The organism is Salinisphaera sp. RV14 (assembly GCF_052044135.1).
In the GTDB taxonomy this organism is placed as follows: domain Bacteria; phylum Pseudomonadota; class Gammaproteobacteria; order Nevskiales; family Salinisphaeraceae; genus Salinisphaera.
On record NZ_JBQDYF010000012.1, the window covers coordinates 103,229 to 121,155 of the forward strand.

Consider the following 17,927-nt stretch of genomic DNA (forward strand, 5'->3'; position numbering starts at 1 on the left):
CAACGACAGACGGGGATGAGAATGCGTATCACGGACTGGCCGGCCACGGAGCGGCCACGCGAAAAACTGCTCGAACGCGGCGCCGCCGCGCTGTCGGACGCGGAGTTGCTGGCGATCTTTCTGCGCACCGGCGTGACGGGCATGAGCGCGGTCGATCTCGCCCGGCGCCTGCTCACCGACTACGGCAGCCTCGATGCCCTGCTGGCCGCCGACCGCGCGAGCTTCACCGCCGGCCGCGGGCTTGGCGTAGCCAAGTACGTGCAGCTGCAGGCGGTTCTGGAAATGGCGCGGCGCCATGCCGGGGAGACGATCCGCAAGCGCGACGTATTAAGCGATCCGTCAGCCACCCGCGCCTACCTTGCGCTGCACTTGGCCCGGTCCGAGCACGAAGTCTTCGCCTGCGTGTTTCTGGACAACCGAAACCGCGTGATCGCATTCGAGGAGTTGTTTCGCGGCACGATCGACGGTGCGGCGGTCTACCCGCGGGAAGTGGTCAAGGCCGCGCTGGCACACAATGCCGCGGCGGTGATCCTGGCGCACAACCATCCATCGGGTGTCGCCGAGCCGAGCCCGGCGGATCGGGACATCACCCGGCGCCTGACCGATGCGCTGGGACTGGTCGATATCCGTGTGCTGGACCACGTCATCCTCGCCCGCGAAGCGACGACCAGCCTCGCCGAGCGGGGAATGATGTAAAATACACAAAATACTATCGTAATGATTGTTTAATTTTTTATTGACAATTTAGCCACGGCTTCATAATGTCTCCGGCGATCGGACCCCCCCCCCTATCTGATTGTTAAGTTTGGAGAAAGAAATGAAAAAAGCCGCATTTATCCTGGGCGCCACCATGCTCCCCGCCGCCTCTGCCATGGCGGCGCCGAGTTTTCTGACGTCCACGACACAAACCGATGGCCCGGGTTACACGTATCTTCAGGGCGATTACATCCCGACCGGCCACCTCGCCGGCACCGGGCACGACTTCAATGGCTTCGGCTTCCGGGGCTCTTACCAGCTGCCGTCCCACATAATCGTCCAGGGCGGCTACGACCGTCTGGACGTCGATCACAGCGGCGAGGACGTGAACCGCGCGTTCTTCGGCGTGGGTGCCCAGGGCTTCTACGACTACGGCGGCCGCAAGGGCACGGGTATCGGCTACTACGGCACCGTGAACTACGAGCGCCTGGGTCTTTACAACACCGTCGGCACGCGGGATGTCACCGGCACGGGCTTCGGCCTCACGGCCGGGTTGCGCTGGATGGTCGCCCCGCAGGTCGAGATCAATCCGCACGCGACTTATGTCGACTACGGCGAACTGTCCGGTGACGGCGTGGACTACGGCAAGCCGGATGGCTTCAAGTATGGCGTGCAACTGGTCGGTTACCTCGACTCGGATCAGCATTACGCCCTGACCGCGGGTTACGATCGTTCCGACCTGAACATCGGCTCGAACAACCAGGACTTCCACAACGAAGTCAATGTCGGCGCGCGCTACACCTTCTAGGTTGTAGGCTGCACGCTCGGCCGCCGCATCCGCCTGCGACGGCCTAAAACACCCCGCCTCGCGGGGTGTTTTCCTTATCCGGAAAAAAACTGCGCTGCGGCGGTTGTACGCCGATGCGTTAAATGCTTAAATACGCGGCTCGCCGACGCCGACTTGCGCGCGACCAGGAGATCAAGCATGTCCCAGATTTGTCAGGTAACCGGCAAGAGGCCGATTACCGGTTACAACGTTTCGCACGCCCACAACAAGACCAAGCGGCGCTTTGTGCCCAATCTGCACTGGCACCGTTTCTGGGTTGAGGCCGAGCAACGCTATGTGCGTCTTCGGGTCTCATCCAAGGGCATGCGTATCATCGATCGTCAAGGCATCGAGAGCGTGCTTGCCGATCTGCGTAAGCGTGGGGAGAAGGTTTAGGAACCTCTGATTCATTCGTACGCGATCGCGCCGGCTTTGCGCGCGCGTCTGGCGAGGAATGAGGAGAGAGGTTTACTTTCAGTAAATGAACGACGAATGACGCTGCTCAGACGCGCGCGCAAAGCCGGCCCGGAGGGTCTGGCCCGAGCCGCCCGCCTGCAGCGTTGCCCGTCTCGACCGTGGGTCCTGCCACGGCGCTTCGCCGGGCGCCTTGCAGACGAACGGCTCGGGACTCAGACGCGATCCGTGTACGAATAAATCAGAGGTTCCATAATGCGCGAAAAGATTCGCATGGTCTCGACCGCCGACACCGGGTTCTTCTACACCACGTACAAGAACAAGCGGAACAGTCCCGACAAGCTCGAGATGAAGAAGTACGATCCGAAGGCGCGCAAGCACGTGGTCTTCAAGGAAGCCAAGATCAAGTAATCGCATCGCGATTGCTTGCAGGAAAAGCCGGCCGCGCGCCGGCTTTTTCGTGTCCGGCCCCGGTCTTTTTCCGTGACGTAACAGCCCGCCGGCCCGGCCCTTGGGTAGACTGGCGATCTTTGAGCCATGGCCTGTGGGTGTGCCGGCTCGCTGCTTGGCGAGGAGACATGGAAAGCGATTGGCTGTTGTCGGCGCAGGGGTTGGCGCGCGATTACGGCGGGCGGCGCGTGGTCGCCGATATTGAACTGCGGCTCGCCGCGGGCGACGTGCTCGGCGTGCTCGGGCCCAACGGCGCCGGCAAGACCACGATCCTGCGCATGCTCGCGGGCACGCTCGCACCCAGCGCGGGCCGGGTGGCGATTGCCGGCGCGGACCTGGCGGACAACCCGCGCGCGGCCAAGCGGCATCTCGGCTATCTGCCTGAACGGCCGCCCGTCTACCCCGAGCTTACGGTCGACGAATATCTGCGCTTTGCGGCCCGGCTGCATGGCATCCCGCGCGCGCGGCGCGCGGCAGCGATCGAGGCCGCCAAGATCGATTGCGGCCTGACCGATGTCGGCCGCCGGCTCATCGGCGCACTGTCGAAGGGCTATGCCCAGCGCGTGGGCCTGGCCCAGGCGATCGTGCATCGTCCGGATGTGCTTATCCTCGATGAGCCGACCGCCGGGCTCGACCCGTCACAGCTGATCGGCGTGCGCGCGTTGATCGGCCGCTTGAGCCGGGAACACAGCGTCGTTATTTCCAGCCATATTCTGGGCGAGATCCAGGCCGTGGCCTCGCACATCGTGATCGTCGACCGCGGCCGGCTGGCGTTGTCGGCCAGCCACGCGGAGCTGGCCGCCGATGCGAGCTGGCTGGAAATCGGCCTCGCACACGGCCCGGACGCCGCCACCCTGGGCGCCCTGCCGGATGTGGCGGACGTGCGCGAAGCCGGCGATGGCCGCTGGCTGATCCGCCCGGTCGACGGCCACGATATCCGCGCCGCCCTGGCCGAACACGCGGTGGCCCACGGTTGGGGTCTGCAGATGCTGGCCCCCCGACCGACCAGCCTGGAGGAACGCTTCATGCGCGTGATCAGTGCCGGCGACGACACCGGCAGGGCCGCGTCATGAGCGGCGCGATCGCGATCGCACGGCTGGAGGCGACGCGGCTGTTCGCCTCGCCGCTGGCCTGGGCGTTGCTCGGCTTCACCCAGTTGCTGGCCGGCGTGTTGTTCGTGATGTCGCTGACCGACATCTCGCTCAACCCGCAGCATCTGGATGCCTACGACGGCGTTTCCGAAGTGGTCGGCGCCGGCCTGTTCCGCTTTACCACCCTCATTCTGTTGCTGGTAGTGCCGCTGCTGACGATGCGGGCCTTCGCCGAGGAACGAAAGAACGGCACGCTGGAACTGCTGCTGGCCGCCCCGGCCTCCGCCACCGAGCTGGTGCTGGGCAAGTTCGCCGGCGTGATGGGCTACCTCACGCTGAGCGCGCTCCTGATCGGCGCGCTCCCCGCCACATTGACCCTGTTCACACCGCTGGACTGGGGCGTGATCGCCGCCGGCCTGCTCGGCCTCTGGCTGGTGATGGGCGCGTTCGCCGCGCTCGGTCTGTTCGCCTCGGCGCTGACTCGCGAACCCACATTGGCCGCCGTGATCAGCCTGGCGGCCCTCATGCTGCTGTGGCTGATTTATGCCGTGGCCAGTATCGACTGGCATCCGAGTGTGTTCGGCGCCACGCTCGATATCGGCAGACTCGCTGGCGGTATTTCGCCCATCGGCCACGACGACACCCTGCTGCACGGGCTCGTTTCCTCGGCCGACGTGCTGTACTTCGCGATCTTCATCGTCGCCTTCCTGGCCTTGACCATCGTGCGTCTCGACGCCGAACGACGCTGAGACGCCGGGCATGCGCGCAAGCACCTACCTGACCATGCTTCTGATCGCGCTGGTGGCCGTGGCCGCGGGCTGGCTGGCCCAGCGCTATGCCGTCACCACCGACTGGACCGCCGGCAATCGCAACAGCCTGACCGCGGCCAGCCAGCGCGTGATCGGCGCGCTCGACGACGGCCCGATCGATTTCACCGCGTATATCTACCCCGGACCACAACGCCACGATGTGCGCCAGCAACTGGCCCGCTATACCCGGGCGTCGCCCCGCATCCACCTGCACTTCGCCGACCCGGCCCGGCATCCGACGACTGTGCGCAGGCTCGGCATCGGCCAGGCCGGCGCCGTGGTCGTGCGGTACCACGGCCGGCAACAGACACTCACCGATTATTCGGAAGCCAGCGTGACCAATGCGCTGCAGCGGCTGTCGCCGGGCGGCACGAAGTGGATCGTGTTCCTGACCGGCCACGGCGAGCGCGACCCGGGCGCGAAAACCACCGCCGGCTATTCCAAACTGGCCGCCGCGCTCGACAATCAGGGCCTCAAGGTCCGGCAGGTGAATCTGGTCAAGGCCGGCGCCATTCCGGACAACACCGCGGTCCTGGTGATCGCCTCGCCGCAGCACGACCTGCTGCCGGGCGAGGTCAACATGATCCGCGCCTACGTCAAGCGGGGCGGCGACCTGCTGTGGGTGGACGACCCCGGCCCGCGCTACGGCCTGACGCCGCTGGCCCAGGATCTCGGTATTCACTGGCTCACGGGCACGCTGGTCTATCCGGACTTCCGCAAGCTCGGCACCGGCAGCCCGGCCATCGCGCTAGTCGCCAACTACCCCAACACGCCGATCACCGCGAACCTTAAGCAGATTACTGTCTTCGCCTTCGCCGGCGCACTGTCGCCGCTGGCGAACGCGTCCTGGCACTCGAAGGCATTTCTGCGCTCGCCGGCCCGCAGCTGGCTCGAAACCGGTTCGCTGGACCGCGGCAGCATCAGTTTCCAGCCCGACCAAGGCGACCGAGCCGGACCACTGACCTTCGGCATGGCGCTGAGCCGGTCGCAGCCGCCCCCCGGAAACGGCCCCCCCCGCCACGACACCGACCGCACGCATCAACAACGCGCGGTCGTCGTCGCCGACAGCGATTTCATGGACAACGGGCACTTGCCTGAGCTGGGTAATCGCACGCTGGCACTCGCCATCCTCCAGTGGCTGGCCGGCCGTGACGCCCAGATCGCCGTCGACGTGCCCAAGGCGCCGGGCGCGCATCTGCAGATGGCGCCGGCGCGGCTTTCCACATTCTGGTGGCTGTTCGTGGTCGGCCTGCCGGGTACGTTGTTCGGGTTCGGCGTGGCGCGCTGGTGGTGGCGGCGACGCCGATGAGGAGACGGCTCGTCCTGATCGCGACCCTGCTGCTGGCGCTGGCGGGCCTCGCCGCTGCGTTGTGGTGGTCCTACCGGGCGCCGCCCGGCCCGCACACGGCCCAACTCCCGCGCATCAGCACACTCGCACCGGCCCGGGTCACCCGCATCCGCGTCCGCCACGGCAGCGACCTGGTCATGCTCCAGCGCAATGGCCCGCGGGCCCCCTGGCATCTCACCGCTCCGGTCGACGCGCCGGTCGACCGGCTGCATCGACAGGCCGTACTGTCGTTGCTCGGCCGGCGTGCCCGGCATCGCTATGCGCCCGATGCCATCGACCAAGCGACCACCGGCCTGAAGAACCCGGCGCTGGTGGTCCAGTTCAATCGGCAGGCACCCATCGATATCGGCGGACGCGGCCCCAGCCCGGACAGCCGCTATGTCCGCACGCCGCACGATCTGCTGATCGCGGCCCTGCCGGATCTGTCCGGTCTGCAGTGGGGCTGGACGCACTGGATCTCGCCGGCGCTGGTGCCGCCACATCGACAACTCAAGAAACTGGTGTTGCCGCATTTCACGCTGAATCGCGACACGCATGGCGATTGGCACGCCCAACCGGCCGGTCAGCGCAGCGCGGCGGCCGTCGCGGCGACGCGGCAGGCCTGGCAGCGCGCCCGGGCGCTGACCGTCGTGCCGGCCAACCAAAGCCGCCAGCGCCTGGCGCGCGTCACGCTCGTGTTCGAACACGGCCCACCGCGCCATCTCGACATCATCGAACGCCACCCCAACCTGATCCTGCGCGATCCGGCACTGGGCGTGGACTATCACCTGGCCGGCAATCGCATCGGCCCGCTGCTCGAGATCCGGCATCCCGGGCTTTGACGCCTTGACGCGTAGTTCCACGGGGATTTTTATCCGCAGATCGACGCAGATTCACGCAGAAGGCGGTTGGGCTCGGTTGGCTTCGCCAAGCCAAGCAGGCGCCACCCAGTGCACGACGTCACTGCCTCCCGATACAATCGTGGCGAAACCACTTATGGACGTATTTTTTTATTGCAAAAACCACGAGATAAACGCTCCGGAACTCAATTCATGACGAGTAAGGCGACACGCCCGACACCGCTCCAGGCCGACGCCGGCCAACCGCCCTCTGCGCGAATCTGCGGACAGACATTTTAAAGCACCCGTCTTCCTTCCGGTTGCCGACTCGAGCGATTCCAAGTCGCCGCCCCCTGAATACGCCCCCCAATCGCGTTTGCGCTGCGCGCATTAGCGGATACGCAAGCGCATCGTGTCCGGCCATGTCGCGCATGTCAGAATATCGGCATGCCCGAGCTACCCGAAGTCGAAACCACCCGCGCGGGCGTGGAGCCGCATGTGGCCGGCCAGCGTGTGCGCACGGTGATCGTACGCCAGCCGCAGCTGCGCTGGCCGGTGTCGGCAGCGCTGGCGTGTGACCTGCCCGGCCAGACCATTCACGGCGTTCGCCGCCGCGCCAAATACCTGTTGTTCGCCGCCGATACCGGGCATGTCTGCCTGCATCTCGGCATGTCCGGCCGGCTGCGCGTGGTGCCGGCCGATACGCCGGCGCAAACGCACGATCATGTCGACATCGTGCTCGAAAGCGATATGACACTGCGCTTCAACGATGCGCGCCGTTTCGGCTCCCTGTTCTGGCTGACGGGCGACCCGCAGGCGTTCCCGCTGCTGGCAAGGCTCGGCCCCGAGCCGTTGTCGGACGATTTCGACGGCACCTGGCTGAAGGCGCGCTCGGCCGGCCGGCGGAGCGCGGTCAAGGCCTTCATCATGGACGCGGCGGTGGTGGTCGGCGTCGGCAATATCTATGCCTCGGAAGCGCTGCACGCGGCCGGCATTCATCCACGCCGCGCGGCCGGGCGCATCGGCGCCTCGCGCTACGAGGCACTCGCCGTCGCCATCAAACGCGTGCTCGGCGAGGCGATCGCGGTGGGCGGCACGACGCTGCGCGACTACATCGGCGTGAACGGCGATACCGGCTATTTTCAGCTGTCGCTGGCCGCATACGGCCGCGAAGGCCAGCTCTGCCCCCGCGGCTGCGGGCCCATCCGGCGCGAGGTGATCGGCCAGCGCAGCACCTTCTTCTGTCCCGTCTGCCAGACCTGAGTCGCATACACGCCCCGCCGCGTGGCACCGGAAGATGACAGGCCGCCAAGCGGCGGACTAGGCTGGGCGCTCGTTTAACGACTCCCGCGGTCTCATGCGCTACATCGGACTGATTGCGGCCTTCGTGGCAACCGGCGTTTTCGCTGGTCTGACCTTCATGCTGCCATCCTACTTCGCGCTGTTTTTCATCATCTCCGGCGTGTTTCTGACCATCGGCCTGCACGATCTGCTGCAGTCCGAGCATTCGCTGCTGCGCAACTATCCGCTGCTCGCGCATTTTCGCTGGTTCTTCGAATCGATCCGGCCCGAGATCCGTCAGTATCTGCTCGAATCCGACACCGAGGCGGCGCCGTTTTCCCGCGAGGCGCGCAGCCAGGTCTATGCCCGGGCCAAAGGCGCCAACGATGCCGACCCGTTCGGCACCGAACTGGACGTCTATGCCGAAGGCCACGAGTGGCTGGCACATTCCATGGCCGCCCGTATGCCGGCCGAGACCCCGCCGCGGGTGCATATCGGCGGCCCGGACTGCACACGGCCCTACTCGGCCTCGACCCTCAATATTTCCGCGATGAGCTTCGGCTCGCTGTCGGCCAACGCCATCCGCGCGCTCAACAAGGGCGCAGCGCTCGGCGGCTTTGCCCACGACACCGGGGAAGGTTCGATCTCGCGCCATCACAAGGAATTCGGCGGCGATCTGATCTGGGAACTGGGCAGCGGCTACTTCGGCTGTCGCAACCGGGATGGCTCCTTCGACCGCGCCCAGTTCGTCGATCGTGCGAGTGACGACCAGGTCAGGATGGTCGAAATCAAGATGTCCCAGGGCGCCAAGCCCGGCCACGGCGGCGTGCTGCCGGGCGCCAAGGTCACCCCGGAAATCGCCGAGGCGCGCGGCGTGCCGGTCGGCCAGACCTGTGTTTCGCCGCCTTCCCACACGGCATTTTCCACCCCGATCGAAATGATGGCGTTCATCGCCGATCTGCGCGAAGGCTGCGGCGGCAAGCCGGTCGGCTTCAAGTTGTGCATCGGCCACGGCTGGCAGTTCATGAGTCTGGCCAAGGCCATGCTCAAGACCGGCATCACGCCGGATTTCATCGTCATCGACGGCGCCGAGGGCGGCACGGGCGCCGCACCGCTGGAACTGGCGGACAATGTCGGCACGCCGCTGCGCGAGGGCCTGGTCTGGGCGCATAACACGCTGGTCGGCGCTGGCCTGCGCGAGCGCATCAAGATCGGCGCCTCGGGCAAGATCACGTCGGGTTTTCGCATGGCATCCAACATGGCGCTGGGCGCGGACTGGTGCAATTCGGCGCGCGGCTTCATGTTCGCGGTGGGCTGTGTGCAATCCGAGTCCTGTCATACCGATCGCTGCCCGACCGGCGTGGCCACCCAGAACCCCTGGCGCCAGCGCGCGGTGGTGGTGCCCGAGAAGGCCGAGCGGGTCTATCATTTTCACAAGGCCACGGTGGCGGCCATGCAGGAAGTGGTGGCCACGGTCGGGCTCGATCATCCGGCCCAGCTCGCGCCGGAGCATCTGTGCCGGCGCACGCGCGATTCCGAGATTCAGAGCGCCGATCAGGTGTATCGTTTCCTCAAGACGGGCGAACTGCTCGTGGCGACCGGCAAGCGCGGGCGCTACGAGAGCGCCTGGGCCCGCGCCCAGGCCGAAAGTTTCCTGCCCCGCAGCCACGCCGCCTGATCGCCGCCACCGGCGAAGGAGTTGAATCGATGGCCTGGTTCCGACCGCACCGCCGCGATGACCGGCCGACCGGCGCGCCGGAGACGCCCGACGCGCTGCGCGCCTATGCCGGCCAGTATTCCGAAACGCGCTTCTGGACCAAGATGTCGCGGGTATTCAAACGTGCCGGCTACGAACTGCTGGAGAAAGCGCTCTGGCTGCACTATGCCGCCCGGCGAACGGACACGCCGGCCTGGGCCAGGGCCACGGCCTACGGCGCGCTCGCTTATTTCATACTGCCGTTCGACGCCATTCCCGACTGGCTGGTCGGCTATGGCTTCACCGACGACCTGGGGGCGATCACGCTCGCCGTGGCGACCATATCACGATACATCGACGCCGATGTGCGGCGTCGGGCCACGGCCAAGCTCGACGACTGGTTCGGGCGGCCGAGCCATCGTCGGCCGATGCATACGGTGAAATGAGCGCCGCCCACGATTTCCGCGGCCGGCGGGCGCTGGTCACCGGCGCCTCCTCGGGCGTCGGCGAAGCCGTGGCACGACGACTCGCGGCGGCCGGCGCGCACGTGGTGATCGCCGCACGCCGTGCCGATCGCCTGCAGCGCCTCGCCGACGAGATCGGCACCATCGCCTGCCCCGCGGATATAACCGCGCCAGGCACCTGCATCGAACTGGTCGAAAGCGCGGTCGCCGCGCTCGGCGGGCTGGATATCCTGGTCAACAATGCCGGCGCCCATCATCGCGGCGATTTCGCCGATCAGAGCGTGGATCATCTGGCGGCGATGGTGGATGTGAACCTGCGGGCGCCGGTGGTGCTGTCGCGCGCCGCCCTGCCGCATCTGCGTGCCGCCGCGCGCGGCGCCATCGTCAACGTCGGCTCGGTAGCCGGGCGCATGCCGGTGCCCGGCAGTGCCACCTATTCGGCGACCAAGGCCGGCCTGCGAACGCTGACCTATGCGCTGGCCGAGGAATGCCGCGGCACGCGCGTGTGCGTATCGGTGGTCTCGCCGGGACCGATCGCGACCGATTTCATTCTCGCCGACATCGACGCCGTGACCGACCTGACGTTCTCACAACCCATGAGCACGCCCGAGCAGATCGCCGACCTGGTGCTCGACTGCATCACCGACGCACGCGTGGAACGCACCCGCCCCGCCTCGACCCGCATCATGACCACCCTCGGCAGCCTGTTCCCGGTCCTGCCGCGCGCGCTGCGCCCGGCCCTGGCGGCCAAGGGGCGACGCGCCAAGGCACGCTACCGACGCGGCAGCTGATCGCCGCTTGCGCCCGTATCGCTCTGGGCCCAAAGTGGCCAAGCCACTCGAACCGTTGCCAAGGAAACTGCAGCCATGGGCATTATTGCCTGGATCATATTCGGCCTGATCGCCGGCGCCATCGCGAAACTGATCATGCCCGGTGACGACCCGGGCGGCATCATCGTCACCATCGTCATCGGTATTGTCGGCGCGGTGATCGGCGGCTTCATCGGCGGCATACTCGGCTTCGGCGGCGTGACCGGATTCAATATCGGCAGCTTCGTCATCGCCATTCTCGGGGCGATCATCCTGCTACTCCTGTATCGGATGGTCGCCCGGCGTTAGTCGCCGATATCGGTGTGCGCCGCGGTTTTCCGCGGCCTCGCCCGCCGCACACGCGAACCCCCCCTGGTTCGGCGCCCGCTCGCGCGTCAGGCGCTTGTCGTTGCTGAACGAGATACGATCTGGCCCGGCCAACCCGGCGACCTGCTCGATCGTCGACCCCGCCCTGCTTATTTCCGCCCGGTACGGCGCGCTCAAGTAGCGCGCCGTACCGCCGATGTATCCCCTGGAATTAAACCTATGGCATCGGCAAGGCAAAGGGGAGTGATGAATGGCCACAAGCCAATGGGATCTCGCGATCGACCCGGTCTCTGACGAGACTGACAGCGGCACACCACATACCGAGGGCACACGCACGGTCGCCCGCGGTTGGCCGCTCAAGTACAAGATCGGCGTTGCACTGGTCTTTCTGCTCGTGCTGGCTGTTGGCATCGTGGCCATATTCGGTCACAACGTGCGCTCGGAAATCTATTCCTCCCGAAAGGCGGGTTTGCGTAACACCGTGGCCATGGCCGAAACCATGATCGCCGGTTTCGAAAAACGCGCCGCCAATGGCGAAATGAGCGAGCAGCAGGCCAAGCAGCGGGCCATCCAGGCGCTGTCGAACATGCGCTTTGGCGCCAACCACAAGGACTATGTTTTCGTCTTCGACTCCGACGACAACATCATCTGGCATCCGCGCCACAAGGCCGGAACGAACGAGAGCGACTTCAAGGACGTCAACGGCGTTCACGTCTACCGCCGGCTCAGCGAAGCCGCTCGCAAGACCGGTGCGGGCTACGTCTACTATTCGGCGCCACGTGCCAAGAACGGGCCGGAATTACCGAAGCTGAGCTATGTCACGCAATTCAAGCCCTGGGGCTGGGATATCGCGGCCGGGGTCTACATCGACGACCTGCACACGATATTCGTGCAAGAACTGATCCGGTACGGCGCCACGCTCGGCGGCTTCACCCTGATCATCATGCTGATTTTCATCCTAATCGGCCGCAACATCTATCGCGAACTCGGCGGTGAAACCTATGAAGCGCGCCGCCAGCTCGAGCGCATGGCGACCGGCGATCTCAGTCAGTCCACCGAGATCACCAGGCGCCACGCCAACAGCCTCATGGCCAGCCTGGAAGCCATGCGCCGCGACCTGGCGGCGATGATCGCGCGCATTCGCCAGGGCAGCGAATCGATCGACAGCGCGGCCGGCGAGATCGCCGACGGCAACGCCGACCTGTCGACCCGAACCCAGCAACAGGCCGCCTCCCTGGAGGAAACCGCGGCGAGCATGGAAGAGCTCACAGCCACCGTCTCCAACAACGCCGGTCACGCCAGCAACGCCAGCGAGCTCGCCACCAAGAGCAGCCAGGCGCTGGAAGACAGCCGGCGCCTGATCGGCGAAGTGGTCGATACGATGAGCCAGATCCGGCAGGGCGCCGACGAGATCTCGCAGATCACCACGCTGATCGACGACATCGCTTTCCAGACCAACCTGCTCGCGCTCAACGCCTCGGTCGAGGCGGCGCGTGCCGGCGAGCACGGCCGCGGCTTCGCCGTCGTGGCCAGCGAAGTCCGCAAGCTGGCCCACCGCTCCGCCGATGCCGCCAAGAACATCTCCGGGCTGGTCGAGCGCTCGGTGTCCTGCGCGCACACCGGCGCCGAGCGTGTCGATCAGGCGAGCACCTCCATGGATACGCTGGGCGAACACGTCGAGCAGACGCGCACGCTCATGTCCGAGATCTCGACCGCGTCGACCGAGCAATCACGCGGCATCGAGCAGGTCAATCAGGCGGTCACCCAGATGGACGAGGTGACCCAGCAGAACGCGGCGCTGGTGGAACAGGCCTCGGCCGCGTCGCAGTCGCTCAAGGACCAGGCCGGCGAACTGCGGCACACGGTGGATCGATTCCGCGTCGCGGACGAGGCATTCACAAGCGCGTAAGCGCAGGCGCGCTCGCCTGGTTGCGTCCCGCCGGCCCCGGGCCGCGACACGGCGGCGCCGCCGCTCCGGCACCGCAGCCGAAGCGGCGTGCCGGGCAAGTGCAGCCCGGTCTGCGCGGCACAGGTCTGCTAGACTCGCCGGGCTCGCTCAGAGCGCCGTTTTTACCGCGATTAGGGCCATGAAACACGAAACCGACAACCTGCGTATCAAAGGCATTCAGGAATTGATCTCGCCCGAGGCCTTGCTGGCCGAGCTGCCGGTCTCGGAGACCGCTTCCAACACGGTCTTCGAGGCCCGATCCGGGATCCAGAAGATCCTCGCCGGCGAGGACGACCGCCTGGTGGTCGTGGTCGGGCCCTGCTCGATTCACGATGTGGACGCCGCCCTCGAATACGCCGAGAAACTCAAACAAGCCCGCTCGACGTACGCGCGCGATCTGCTGATCGTCATGCGCGTCTATTTCGAGAAACCGCGCACGACCGTCGGCTGGAAGGGTCTGATCAACGACCCCGATCTGGATGATTCGTTCAAGATCAACAAGGGCGTGCGTCTGGCCCGCAACCTGCTCTCGCAGCTGGCCGACCAGGGCGTGCCCGCCGGTGTGGAATTCCTCGACCTGATCACGCCGCAATATCTGGCGGATCTGGTGTCCTGGGGCGCAATCGGCGCACGGACCACCGAATCGCAGGGGCACCGCGAGCTGGCCTCGGGGCTGTCCTGCCCGGTCGGCTTCAAGAACGGCACCGGCGGCTCGATCAAGATTGCGGTCGATGCCGTGGGTGCGGCCGGCCATCCGCATCACTTCCTGTCACTGACCAAGGAGGGCCGCTCGGCGATCTTTGCCACCGCCGGCAACGCCGACAGTCACCTGATTCTGCGTGGCGGCAATAACGGGCCGAACTACGATGCGGACTCGGTGGCCGGCGCCGTGGCCCAGCTCGGCCAGGCCGACCTGCCCGCCCGCGTCATGATCGATTTCTCGCACGCGAACAGTCGCAAACAGCACAAAAAGCAGCTCGAGGTCGGCGACGACGTATCGGGCCAGATTGCCGCCGGCAGCCGGGCGATCTTCGGCGTCATGATCGAGTCGCATCTGCAGGAAGGCAACCAGAAACTGGTACCGGGCGTTAAACCGGACTACGGCGTGTCGATCACCGATGCCTGTCTCGGCTGGGAAGACACGCAGACGCTGCTCGACGAACTGGCGCACGCGGTGGCCGAGCGGCGCGGCCTGCGCAACGGCGACGACGACTACTAAGCGGCCGCCACGCGCACCAGGGAAAAACCGCCGAAAGGCGGTTTTTTTGTTTACCAGTAGGGGCCGGGCAGAATGGCGGCCAGCAACCGTGCGCGAATGTCGGGCTTTTCCGGCTGGGCGTTGCGCCCGGCGTAACCGCGCGAAGCCCGGGACGACGGGAACATGTGAAAGGCCTTGTGCAGCACGAAGTCGTTGAGCTTCGGCCACACGGCATAGCTGACCTGGGCGGTGGTTCCCAGCGGCGAGGCGATGCTCTTGGGCCGATCGATGACGGCGGCCACGATCATGTTGGCGGCCTGTTCGGGCGTAAGCGCCGGGACATAGTCGTAAAGCTTGGTCGGCGCGATCATGGGGGTGCGCACCAGCGGCATGTAGATCGTGGTCAGGTCGATGTTGCGCGAGGCCACCTCGGGCGATAGACAGCGCGAGAAGGCATCCAGGGCCGCCTTGGAGGCCACATAAGCCGAGAACCGCGGCGCGTTGGTCAGCACGCCGATCGACGAGATATTGATGATATGCCCCGCCCGGCGCTTGGCCATCGAGGGCAGCAGATTGAAGATCATCCGGATCGCGCCGAAATAGTTGAGCTGCATGGTGCGCTCGTAATCGTGGAAGCGCCCCAACGACTCGAACACCGCACGCCGGATCGAGTGGCCGGCGTTGTTGATGAGAATATCCACGTGCCGATGATCGCGCAGGATCGTGGCCGTGCATTCGTCGATCGCCTCCAGACGCGACAGATCGCAGGAGTAGGCGAAGGCCCGCCCGCCCATGCGCTCGACGATGGCCCGGGTCTCTTCGAGCTTGTCCGGATTACGCGCGATCATGCACACGGTTGCACCGGCCCGCGCCATCTTCTTGGCGGTCATGAAACCGATGCCGCTGGACGCCCCGGTGATCACCACCACGCGGCCCGAAACACGCCGCACCAGCGTGGCCGGCACCTCGACGTCGCAGTCGATATGCATCTCCCAGTAGCGCCAGAGCGTCTCGGCGTAATCCGGCAGTTTCGGACATCGGATCCCGCTGCCGGCCAGCGCCGCGCGCGTATTGGCGTCGTCGAAAATCGCGCGGTTGTTGATGTAGCCGAGGATCGACAACGGCACGCCCAGGGTCTTCGAAAGACGCTTTTCGAACCAGCCGGCCAGGGGCAGACGCCCGGCGAGCTGCTTGACCTGGCGTTCGGTGGCCGCCGACCACTGCTGGCTGGGCAGGTTATGGATGACGTCCGGACCGTGTGCGGCGCGCACGAATGTCTTCAGCATCTCGCCGGCCGTCGGCGGATCCGGCTGGATCAGGAAGTAGGCCCTGCCATGGCCCGAGCGCTTGTGGGCGATGTGCACCATGGCCTCGGCCACATAATCGACCGGAACCACCGGCATCAGGCCACCCTCGATACCCAGCAGCGGCAGCCATTTCGGCAGGCGGTCGCGCAGCGCCTTGATCGCCGGAAAGAAATAGTAAGGCCCGTCGATCTTGTCGATCTGGCCGGTCCTGGAATCGCCGACCACCATACCCGGCCGATAGACTTTCCACGGCACCTCGGCGCGCTCGCGCACGATCGCCTCGGACTGAAACTTGGTGCGGTAGTAGGGGTGCGGCAGCTGCTGGCCGACATCGAACATGTCGTCGCTGAACACGCCTTCATGGTCGGCACCGGCGATCGCCACCGAGGACATGTGGTGAAAGACCGGCTTGCGGCGGCTCTCGTTGGCCAACGCATGGGCCAGCGCCACCACGTTGGCCGTGCCCTGGCTGTTGACACGATCGGCCTGGGCGTCGCTCATGTTCATGTCGTACACCGCGGCCAGATGAAAGACATGATCGATGGTGCCGGCCAGCTCGGCGCGCGCCGCCGCATCGATCACCCCCTCCCGCGTGATATCGCCCCAGACCGGGATCAGGCGCTCCGGATCGGCGCCCAACGCCTCGCGCAGGGCCTCCATTTTCCCCGCGCTTGCGCGGCGCATGAGCACGTAGACCGTCGCCGAGCGGCGCGCCAGCAGGCCCGCCACCAGAAACCGTCCGATAAAGCCGGTCGCACCGGTGACCAGATATTTCATCAATTATCGCTCTCTGTTTGGAACCGGTGCCCTGCTCATCCGCAACACTACGGTAGGCCAAGCGAGCCGCCACGCCAATACCTGCCGACACCGGCCACATCTGACAGAATGCCCCCTCATGCCCGACTGGTGACACCATGAGCGAGACTATCTTCAGCAAGATCATCAACCGCGAGGTCGAAGCCGACATCGTGTTCGAGGACGATCAGTGTCTGGCCTTTCGCGACGTTAACCCCCAGGCGCCGCTCCACGTACTCGTGATCCCCAAAAAGCCGCTTGCAATGCTGGCTCATGCCGAGGCGGAAGACGGCGAACTGCTCGGCCACCTGATGCTTGTGGCACGCCGCGTGGCACGCGACGAAGGCTACGGGGACGCCTTCAGGCTGGTGATGAACAACGGCGAAGCGGCCGGTCAGACCGTGTTCCACATGCACCTGCATGTGCTGGGCGGGCGCGGCTTCCAGTGGCCGCCGGGCTGATCGCCCGCGCCACGGCGGACTTGTTTTTTTTCTGTTTAGCTTTATTGTCATGTCGGTAACCTCGTCGCGGGCGTGCCGCCCGGAGACGACGCCGGGACCCCGCTCACGAGCCCCGTCCCGGCCGCCCCTCTTTCCCCAAGCACGAACAGTCAATGAGCACGACCGCAAAATCTGCTACTCATGCCGGCGCGCGTGGCCCGCGCGGCCACGGTCGCGCCGCGGCCGAGGATATCGAAGACGTCCAGGGCCGGGCCGATCCCCGCAACCTGGCCATCAACAAGGTGGGTATCTGCGATATCCGGCACCCGGTGTCGATCGCCCAGCGCGTCGGCGGCCATCAGTCCACGGTCGCCACATTCGGCATGTACGTCAATCTGCCCCATGAGTTCAAGGGCACGCACATGTCGCGCTTCGTGGAGATCCTCAACGCCCACGAACACCAGATCACGCTCGAATCGTTCAAGACCATGCTCGGCGAGATGACCGAACGGCTCGAGTCCGACAACGGCCACATCGAGATGACCTTCCCGTACTTCGTCGACAAGTACGCACCGATCACGGGCGAAAAGGGGGTCATGGACTACGAAGTCACCTTCATCGGCGATCGGGTCGACGGGCACACCGACATGCATGTCGAGGTCAAGGTGCCGGTCACCACGCTATGCCCCTGCTCGAAGGGTATCTCCGACTATGGCGCCCACAACCAGCGCTCGCTGGTGACGATCCGCGTCAAGGCGAACGCCTTCTTCTGGGCCGAGGAGCTGATCGACATCGCGGAATCCGAAGGCTCCTGTGAATTGTTCGGCATCCTCAAGCGCATCGACGAGAAGGCCGTCACCGAGCGGGCCTACGAAAATCCGAAGTTCGTCGAGGATGTGGTTCGCGATATCGCCACCCGGCTGAACGACGACGATCGCTTTCGCAGTTATCGGGTGGAGTCGGAGAACTTCGAATCAATCCATAATCATTCCGCTTACGCCATGATCGAGCGGAATAAGGACCTGCCCGACGGCTGAGTGCCTGCGGTCGAGTCGAAGTCCGACCAACATCAGCGAACGCATCCCGCAGCTTGCGCTGCGGGAACCCTGCTCTGACGTCGCTGAGTCGGCCGACTTCTCATCCAGCCACAACCACTCCGCTTACGCCATGATCGAGCGGAATAAGGACCTGCCCGACGGCTGAGTGCCTG

The 17,927-nt window shown here is 65.7% G+C and carries 18 protein-coding genes; 17 read left to right on the top strand and 1 reads right to left on the bottom strand.

Annotated features, from left to right (window positions below):
* Positions 1-21: 21 nt before the first annotated feature.
* The 15 genes from radC to ACS8Y6_RS12950 all read left to right on the top strand — a co-directional run bounded on the left by radC (position 22) and on the right by ACS8Y6_RS12950 (position 14,196).
* Positions 22-696 (top strand): RadC family protein, encoded by a 675-nt coding sequence (radC, locus tag ACS8Y6_RS12880; RefSeq protein WP_440855708.1) that lies wholly within the window; start codon positions 22-24, stop codon positions 694-696.
* Positions 697-817: 121 nt separating this feature from the next.
* The gene (locus tag ACS8Y6_RS12885; protein ID WP_440849056.1) at positions 818-1,504 is read left to right on the top strand and encodes an outer membrane beta-barrel protein; all 687 of its coding nucleotides are present in this window, start codon (positions 818-820) and stop codon (positions 1,502-1,504) included.
* Between the two features lie 177 nt (positions 1,505-1,681).
* Positions 1,682-1,918 carry a 50S ribosomal protein L28 gene (gene rpmB / locus ACS8Y6_RS12890; RefSeq protein WP_440849057.1) on the top strand — a complete coding sequence of 79 codons (237 nt, stop codon included), beginning with the start codon at positions 1,682-1,684 and terminating at the stop codon, positions 1,916-1,918.
* Between the two features lie 273 nt (positions 1,919-2,191).
* A complete protein-coding gene (gene rpmG / locus ACS8Y6_RS12895; RefSeq protein ID WP_109993797.1) occupies positions 2,192-2,347 on the top strand; it encodes a 50S ribosomal protein L33 in 156 nt (51 codons plus the stop codon).
* A gap of 167 nt (positions 2,348-2,514) precedes the next feature.
* Complete coding sequence (locus ACS8Y6_RS12900; protein ID WP_440855709.1) at positions 2,515-3,459, top strand: ABC transporter ATP-binding protein; 945 nt, start codon at positions 2,515-2,517, stop codon at positions 3,457-3,459.
* The gene (locus ACS8Y6_RS12905; protein ID WP_440849059.1) at positions 3,456-4,226 is read left to right on the top strand and encodes an ABC transporter permease; all 771 of its coding nucleotides are present in this window, start codon (positions 3,456-3,458) and stop codon (positions 4,224-4,226) included. Before ACS8Y6_RS12900 ends, ACS8Y6_RS12905 begins: the two co-directional genes overlap by 4 nt.
* A gap of 10 nt (positions 4,227-4,236) precedes the next feature.
* Positions 4,237-5,595 carry a GldG family protein gene (locus tag ACS8Y6_RS12910; RefSeq protein WP_440855710.1) on the top strand — a complete coding sequence of 453 codons (1,359 nt, stop codon included), beginning with the start codon at positions 4,237-4,239 and terminating at the stop codon, positions 5,593-5,595.
* The gene (locus tag ACS8Y6_RS12915) at positions 5,592-6,455 is read left to right on the top strand and encodes a hypothetical protein (RefSeq protein ID WP_440855711.1); all 864 of its coding nucleotides are present in this window, start codon (positions 5,592-5,594) and stop codon (positions 6,453-6,455) included. The genes ACS8Y6_RS12910 and ACS8Y6_RS12915 overlap by 4 nt, the downstream gene beginning before the upstream one ends.
* 444 nt (positions 6,456-6,899) lie before the next feature.
* Positions 6,900-7,715 carry a bifunctional DNA-formamidopyrimidine glycosylase/DNA-(apurinic or apyrimidinic site) lyase gene (gene mutM, locus ACS8Y6_RS12920; protein WP_440849062.1) on the top strand — a complete coding sequence of 272 codons (816 nt, stop codon included), beginning with the start codon at positions 6,900-6,902 and terminating at the stop codon, positions 7,713-7,715.
* A gap of 94 nt (positions 7,716-7,809) precedes the next feature.
* Positions 7,810-9,411 (top strand): FMN-binding glutamate synthase family protein, encoded by a 1,602-nt coding sequence (locus ACS8Y6_RS12925; protein ID WP_440849063.1) that lies wholly within the window; start codon positions 7,810-7,812, stop codon positions 9,409-9,411.
* A 29-nt stretch (positions 9,412-9,440) separates the two neighbouring features.
* A complete protein-coding gene (locus ACS8Y6_RS12930) occupies positions 9,441-9,875 on the top strand; it encodes a YkvA family protein (RefSeq protein ID WP_440849064.1) in 435 nt (144 codons plus the stop codon).
* The gene (locus ACS8Y6_RS12935) at positions 9,872-10,684 is read left to right on the top strand and encodes an SDR family NAD(P)-dependent oxidoreductase (protein ID WP_440849065.1); all 813 of its coding nucleotides are present in this window, start codon (positions 9,872-9,874) and stop codon (positions 10,682-10,684) included. Before ACS8Y6_RS12930 ends, ACS8Y6_RS12935 begins: the two co-directional genes overlap by 4 nt.
* Positions 10,685-10,759: 75 nt before the next feature.
* Positions 10,760-11,011 (top strand): GlsB/YeaQ/YmgE family stress response membrane protein, encoded by a 252-nt coding sequence (locus tag ACS8Y6_RS12940; RefSeq protein WP_440849066.1) that lies wholly within the window; start codon positions 10,760-10,762, stop codon positions 11,009-11,011.
* Positions 11,012-11,279: 268 nt separating this feature from the next.
* Positions 11,280-12,938 carry a methyl-accepting chemotaxis protein gene (locus ACS8Y6_RS12945; RefSeq protein WP_440855712.1) on the top strand — a complete coding sequence of 553 codons (1,659 nt, stop codon included), beginning with the start codon at positions 11,280-11,282 and terminating at the stop codon, positions 12,936-12,938.
* Positions 12,939-13,116: 178 nt separating this feature from the next.
* Positions 13,117-14,196, top strand: coding sequence for a 3-deoxy-7-phosphoheptulonate synthase (locus ACS8Y6_RS12950; RefSeq protein ID WP_440849068.1), 1,080 nt, complete (start codon positions 13,117-13,119; stop codon positions 14,194-14,196).
* A gap of 50 nt (positions 14,197-14,246) precedes the next feature.
* Here the strand turns inward: ACS8Y6_RS12950 and ACS8Y6_RS12955 are convergent, their stop codons facing one another.
* The gene (locus tag ACS8Y6_RS12955) at positions 14,247-16,259 is read right to left on the bottom strand and encodes an SDR family oxidoreductase (protein WP_440849069.1); all 2,013 of its coding nucleotides are present in this window, start codon (positions 16,257-16,259) and stop codon (positions 14,247-14,249) included.
* A 137-nt stretch (positions 16,260-16,396) separates the two neighbouring features.
* Between ACS8Y6_RS12955 and ACS8Y6_RS12960 the strand changes: the two genes are divergently transcribed.
* Entirely contained in the window at positions 16,397-16,738 is a 342-nt protein-coding gene (locus tag ACS8Y6_RS12960) for a histidine triad nucleotide-binding protein (RefSeq protein ID WP_440849070.1), read from the top strand.
* A 152-nt stretch (positions 16,739-16,890) separates the two neighbouring features.
* A complete protein-coding gene (folE2, locus tag ACS8Y6_RS12965; RefSeq protein WP_440855713.1) occupies positions 16,891-17,754 on the top strand; it encodes a GTP cyclohydrolase FolE2 in 864 nt (287 codons plus the stop codon).
* Positions 17,755-17,927 lie beyond the last annotated feature (173 nt).

Coding starts and splice junctions, on each gene's coding strand:
- ACS8Y6_RS12950 (WP_440849068.1), top strand. CDS start 13,117: ATGAAACACGAAACCGACAACCTGCGTATCAAAGGCATTCAGGAATTG.
- rpmG (WP_109993797.1), top strand. CDS start 2,192: ATGCGCGAAAAGATTCGCATGGTCTCGACCGCCGACACCGGGTTCTTC.
- ACS8Y6_RS12900 (WP_440855709.1), top strand. CDS start 2,515: ATGGAAAGCGATTGGCTGTTGTCGGCGCAGGGGTTGGCGCGCGATTAC.
- radC (WP_440855708.1), top strand. CDS start 22: ATGCGTATCACGGACTGGCCGGCCACGGAGCGGCCACGCGAAAAACTG.
- ACS8Y6_RS12910 (WP_440855710.1), top strand. CDS start 4,237: ATGCGCGCAAGCACCTACCTGACCATGCTTCTGATCGCGCTGGTGGCC.
- rpmB (WP_440849057.1), top strand. CDS start 1,682: ATGTCCCAGATTTGTCAGGTAACCGGCAAGAGGCCGATTACCGGTTAC.
- ACS8Y6_RS12885 (WP_440849056.1), top strand. CDS start 818: ATGAAAAAAGCCGCATTTATCCTGGGCGCCACCATGCTCCCCGCCGCC.
- ACS8Y6_RS12955 (WP_440849069.1), bottom strand. CDS start 16,259: ATGAAATATCTGGTCACCGGTGCGACCGGCTTTATCGGACGGTTTCTG.
- ACS8Y6_RS12940 (WP_440849066.1), top strand. CDS start 10,760: ATGGGCATTATTGCCTGGATCATATTCGGCCTGATCGCCGGCGCCATC.
- ACS8Y6_RS12925 (WP_440849063.1), top strand. CDS start 7,810: ATGCGCTACATCGGACTGATTGCGGCCTTCGTGGCAACCGGCGTTTTC.
- ACS8Y6_RS12905 (WP_440849059.1), top strand. CDS start 3,456: ATGAGCGGCGCGATCGCGATCGCACGGCTGGAGGCGACGCGGCTGTTC.
- ACS8Y6_RS12960 (WP_440849070.1), top strand. CDS start 16,397: ATGAGCGAGACTATCTTCAGCAAGATCATCAACCGCGAGGTCGAAGCC.
- folE2 (WP_440855713.1), top strand. CDS start 16,891: ATGAGCACGACCGCAAAATCTGCTACTCATGCCGGCGCGCGTGGCCCG.
- mutM (WP_440849062.1), top strand. CDS start 6,900: ATGCCCGAGCTACCCGAAGTCGAAACCACCCGCGCGGGCGTGGAGCCG.
- ACS8Y6_RS12915 (WP_440855711.1), top strand. CDS start 5,592: ATGAGGAGACGGCTCGTCCTGATCGCGACCCTGCTGCTGGCGCTGGCG.
- ACS8Y6_RS12945 (WP_440855712.1), top strand. CDS start 11,280: ATGGCCACAAGCCAATGGGATCTCGCGATCGACCCGGTCTCTGACGAG.
- ACS8Y6_RS12935 (WP_440849065.1), top strand. CDS start 9,872: ATGAGCGCCGCCCACGATTTCCGCGGCCGGCGGGCGCTGGTCACCGGC.
- ACS8Y6_RS12930 (WP_440849064.1), top strand. CDS start 9,441: ATGGCCTGGTTCCGACCGCACCGCCGCGATGACCGGCCGACCGGCGCG.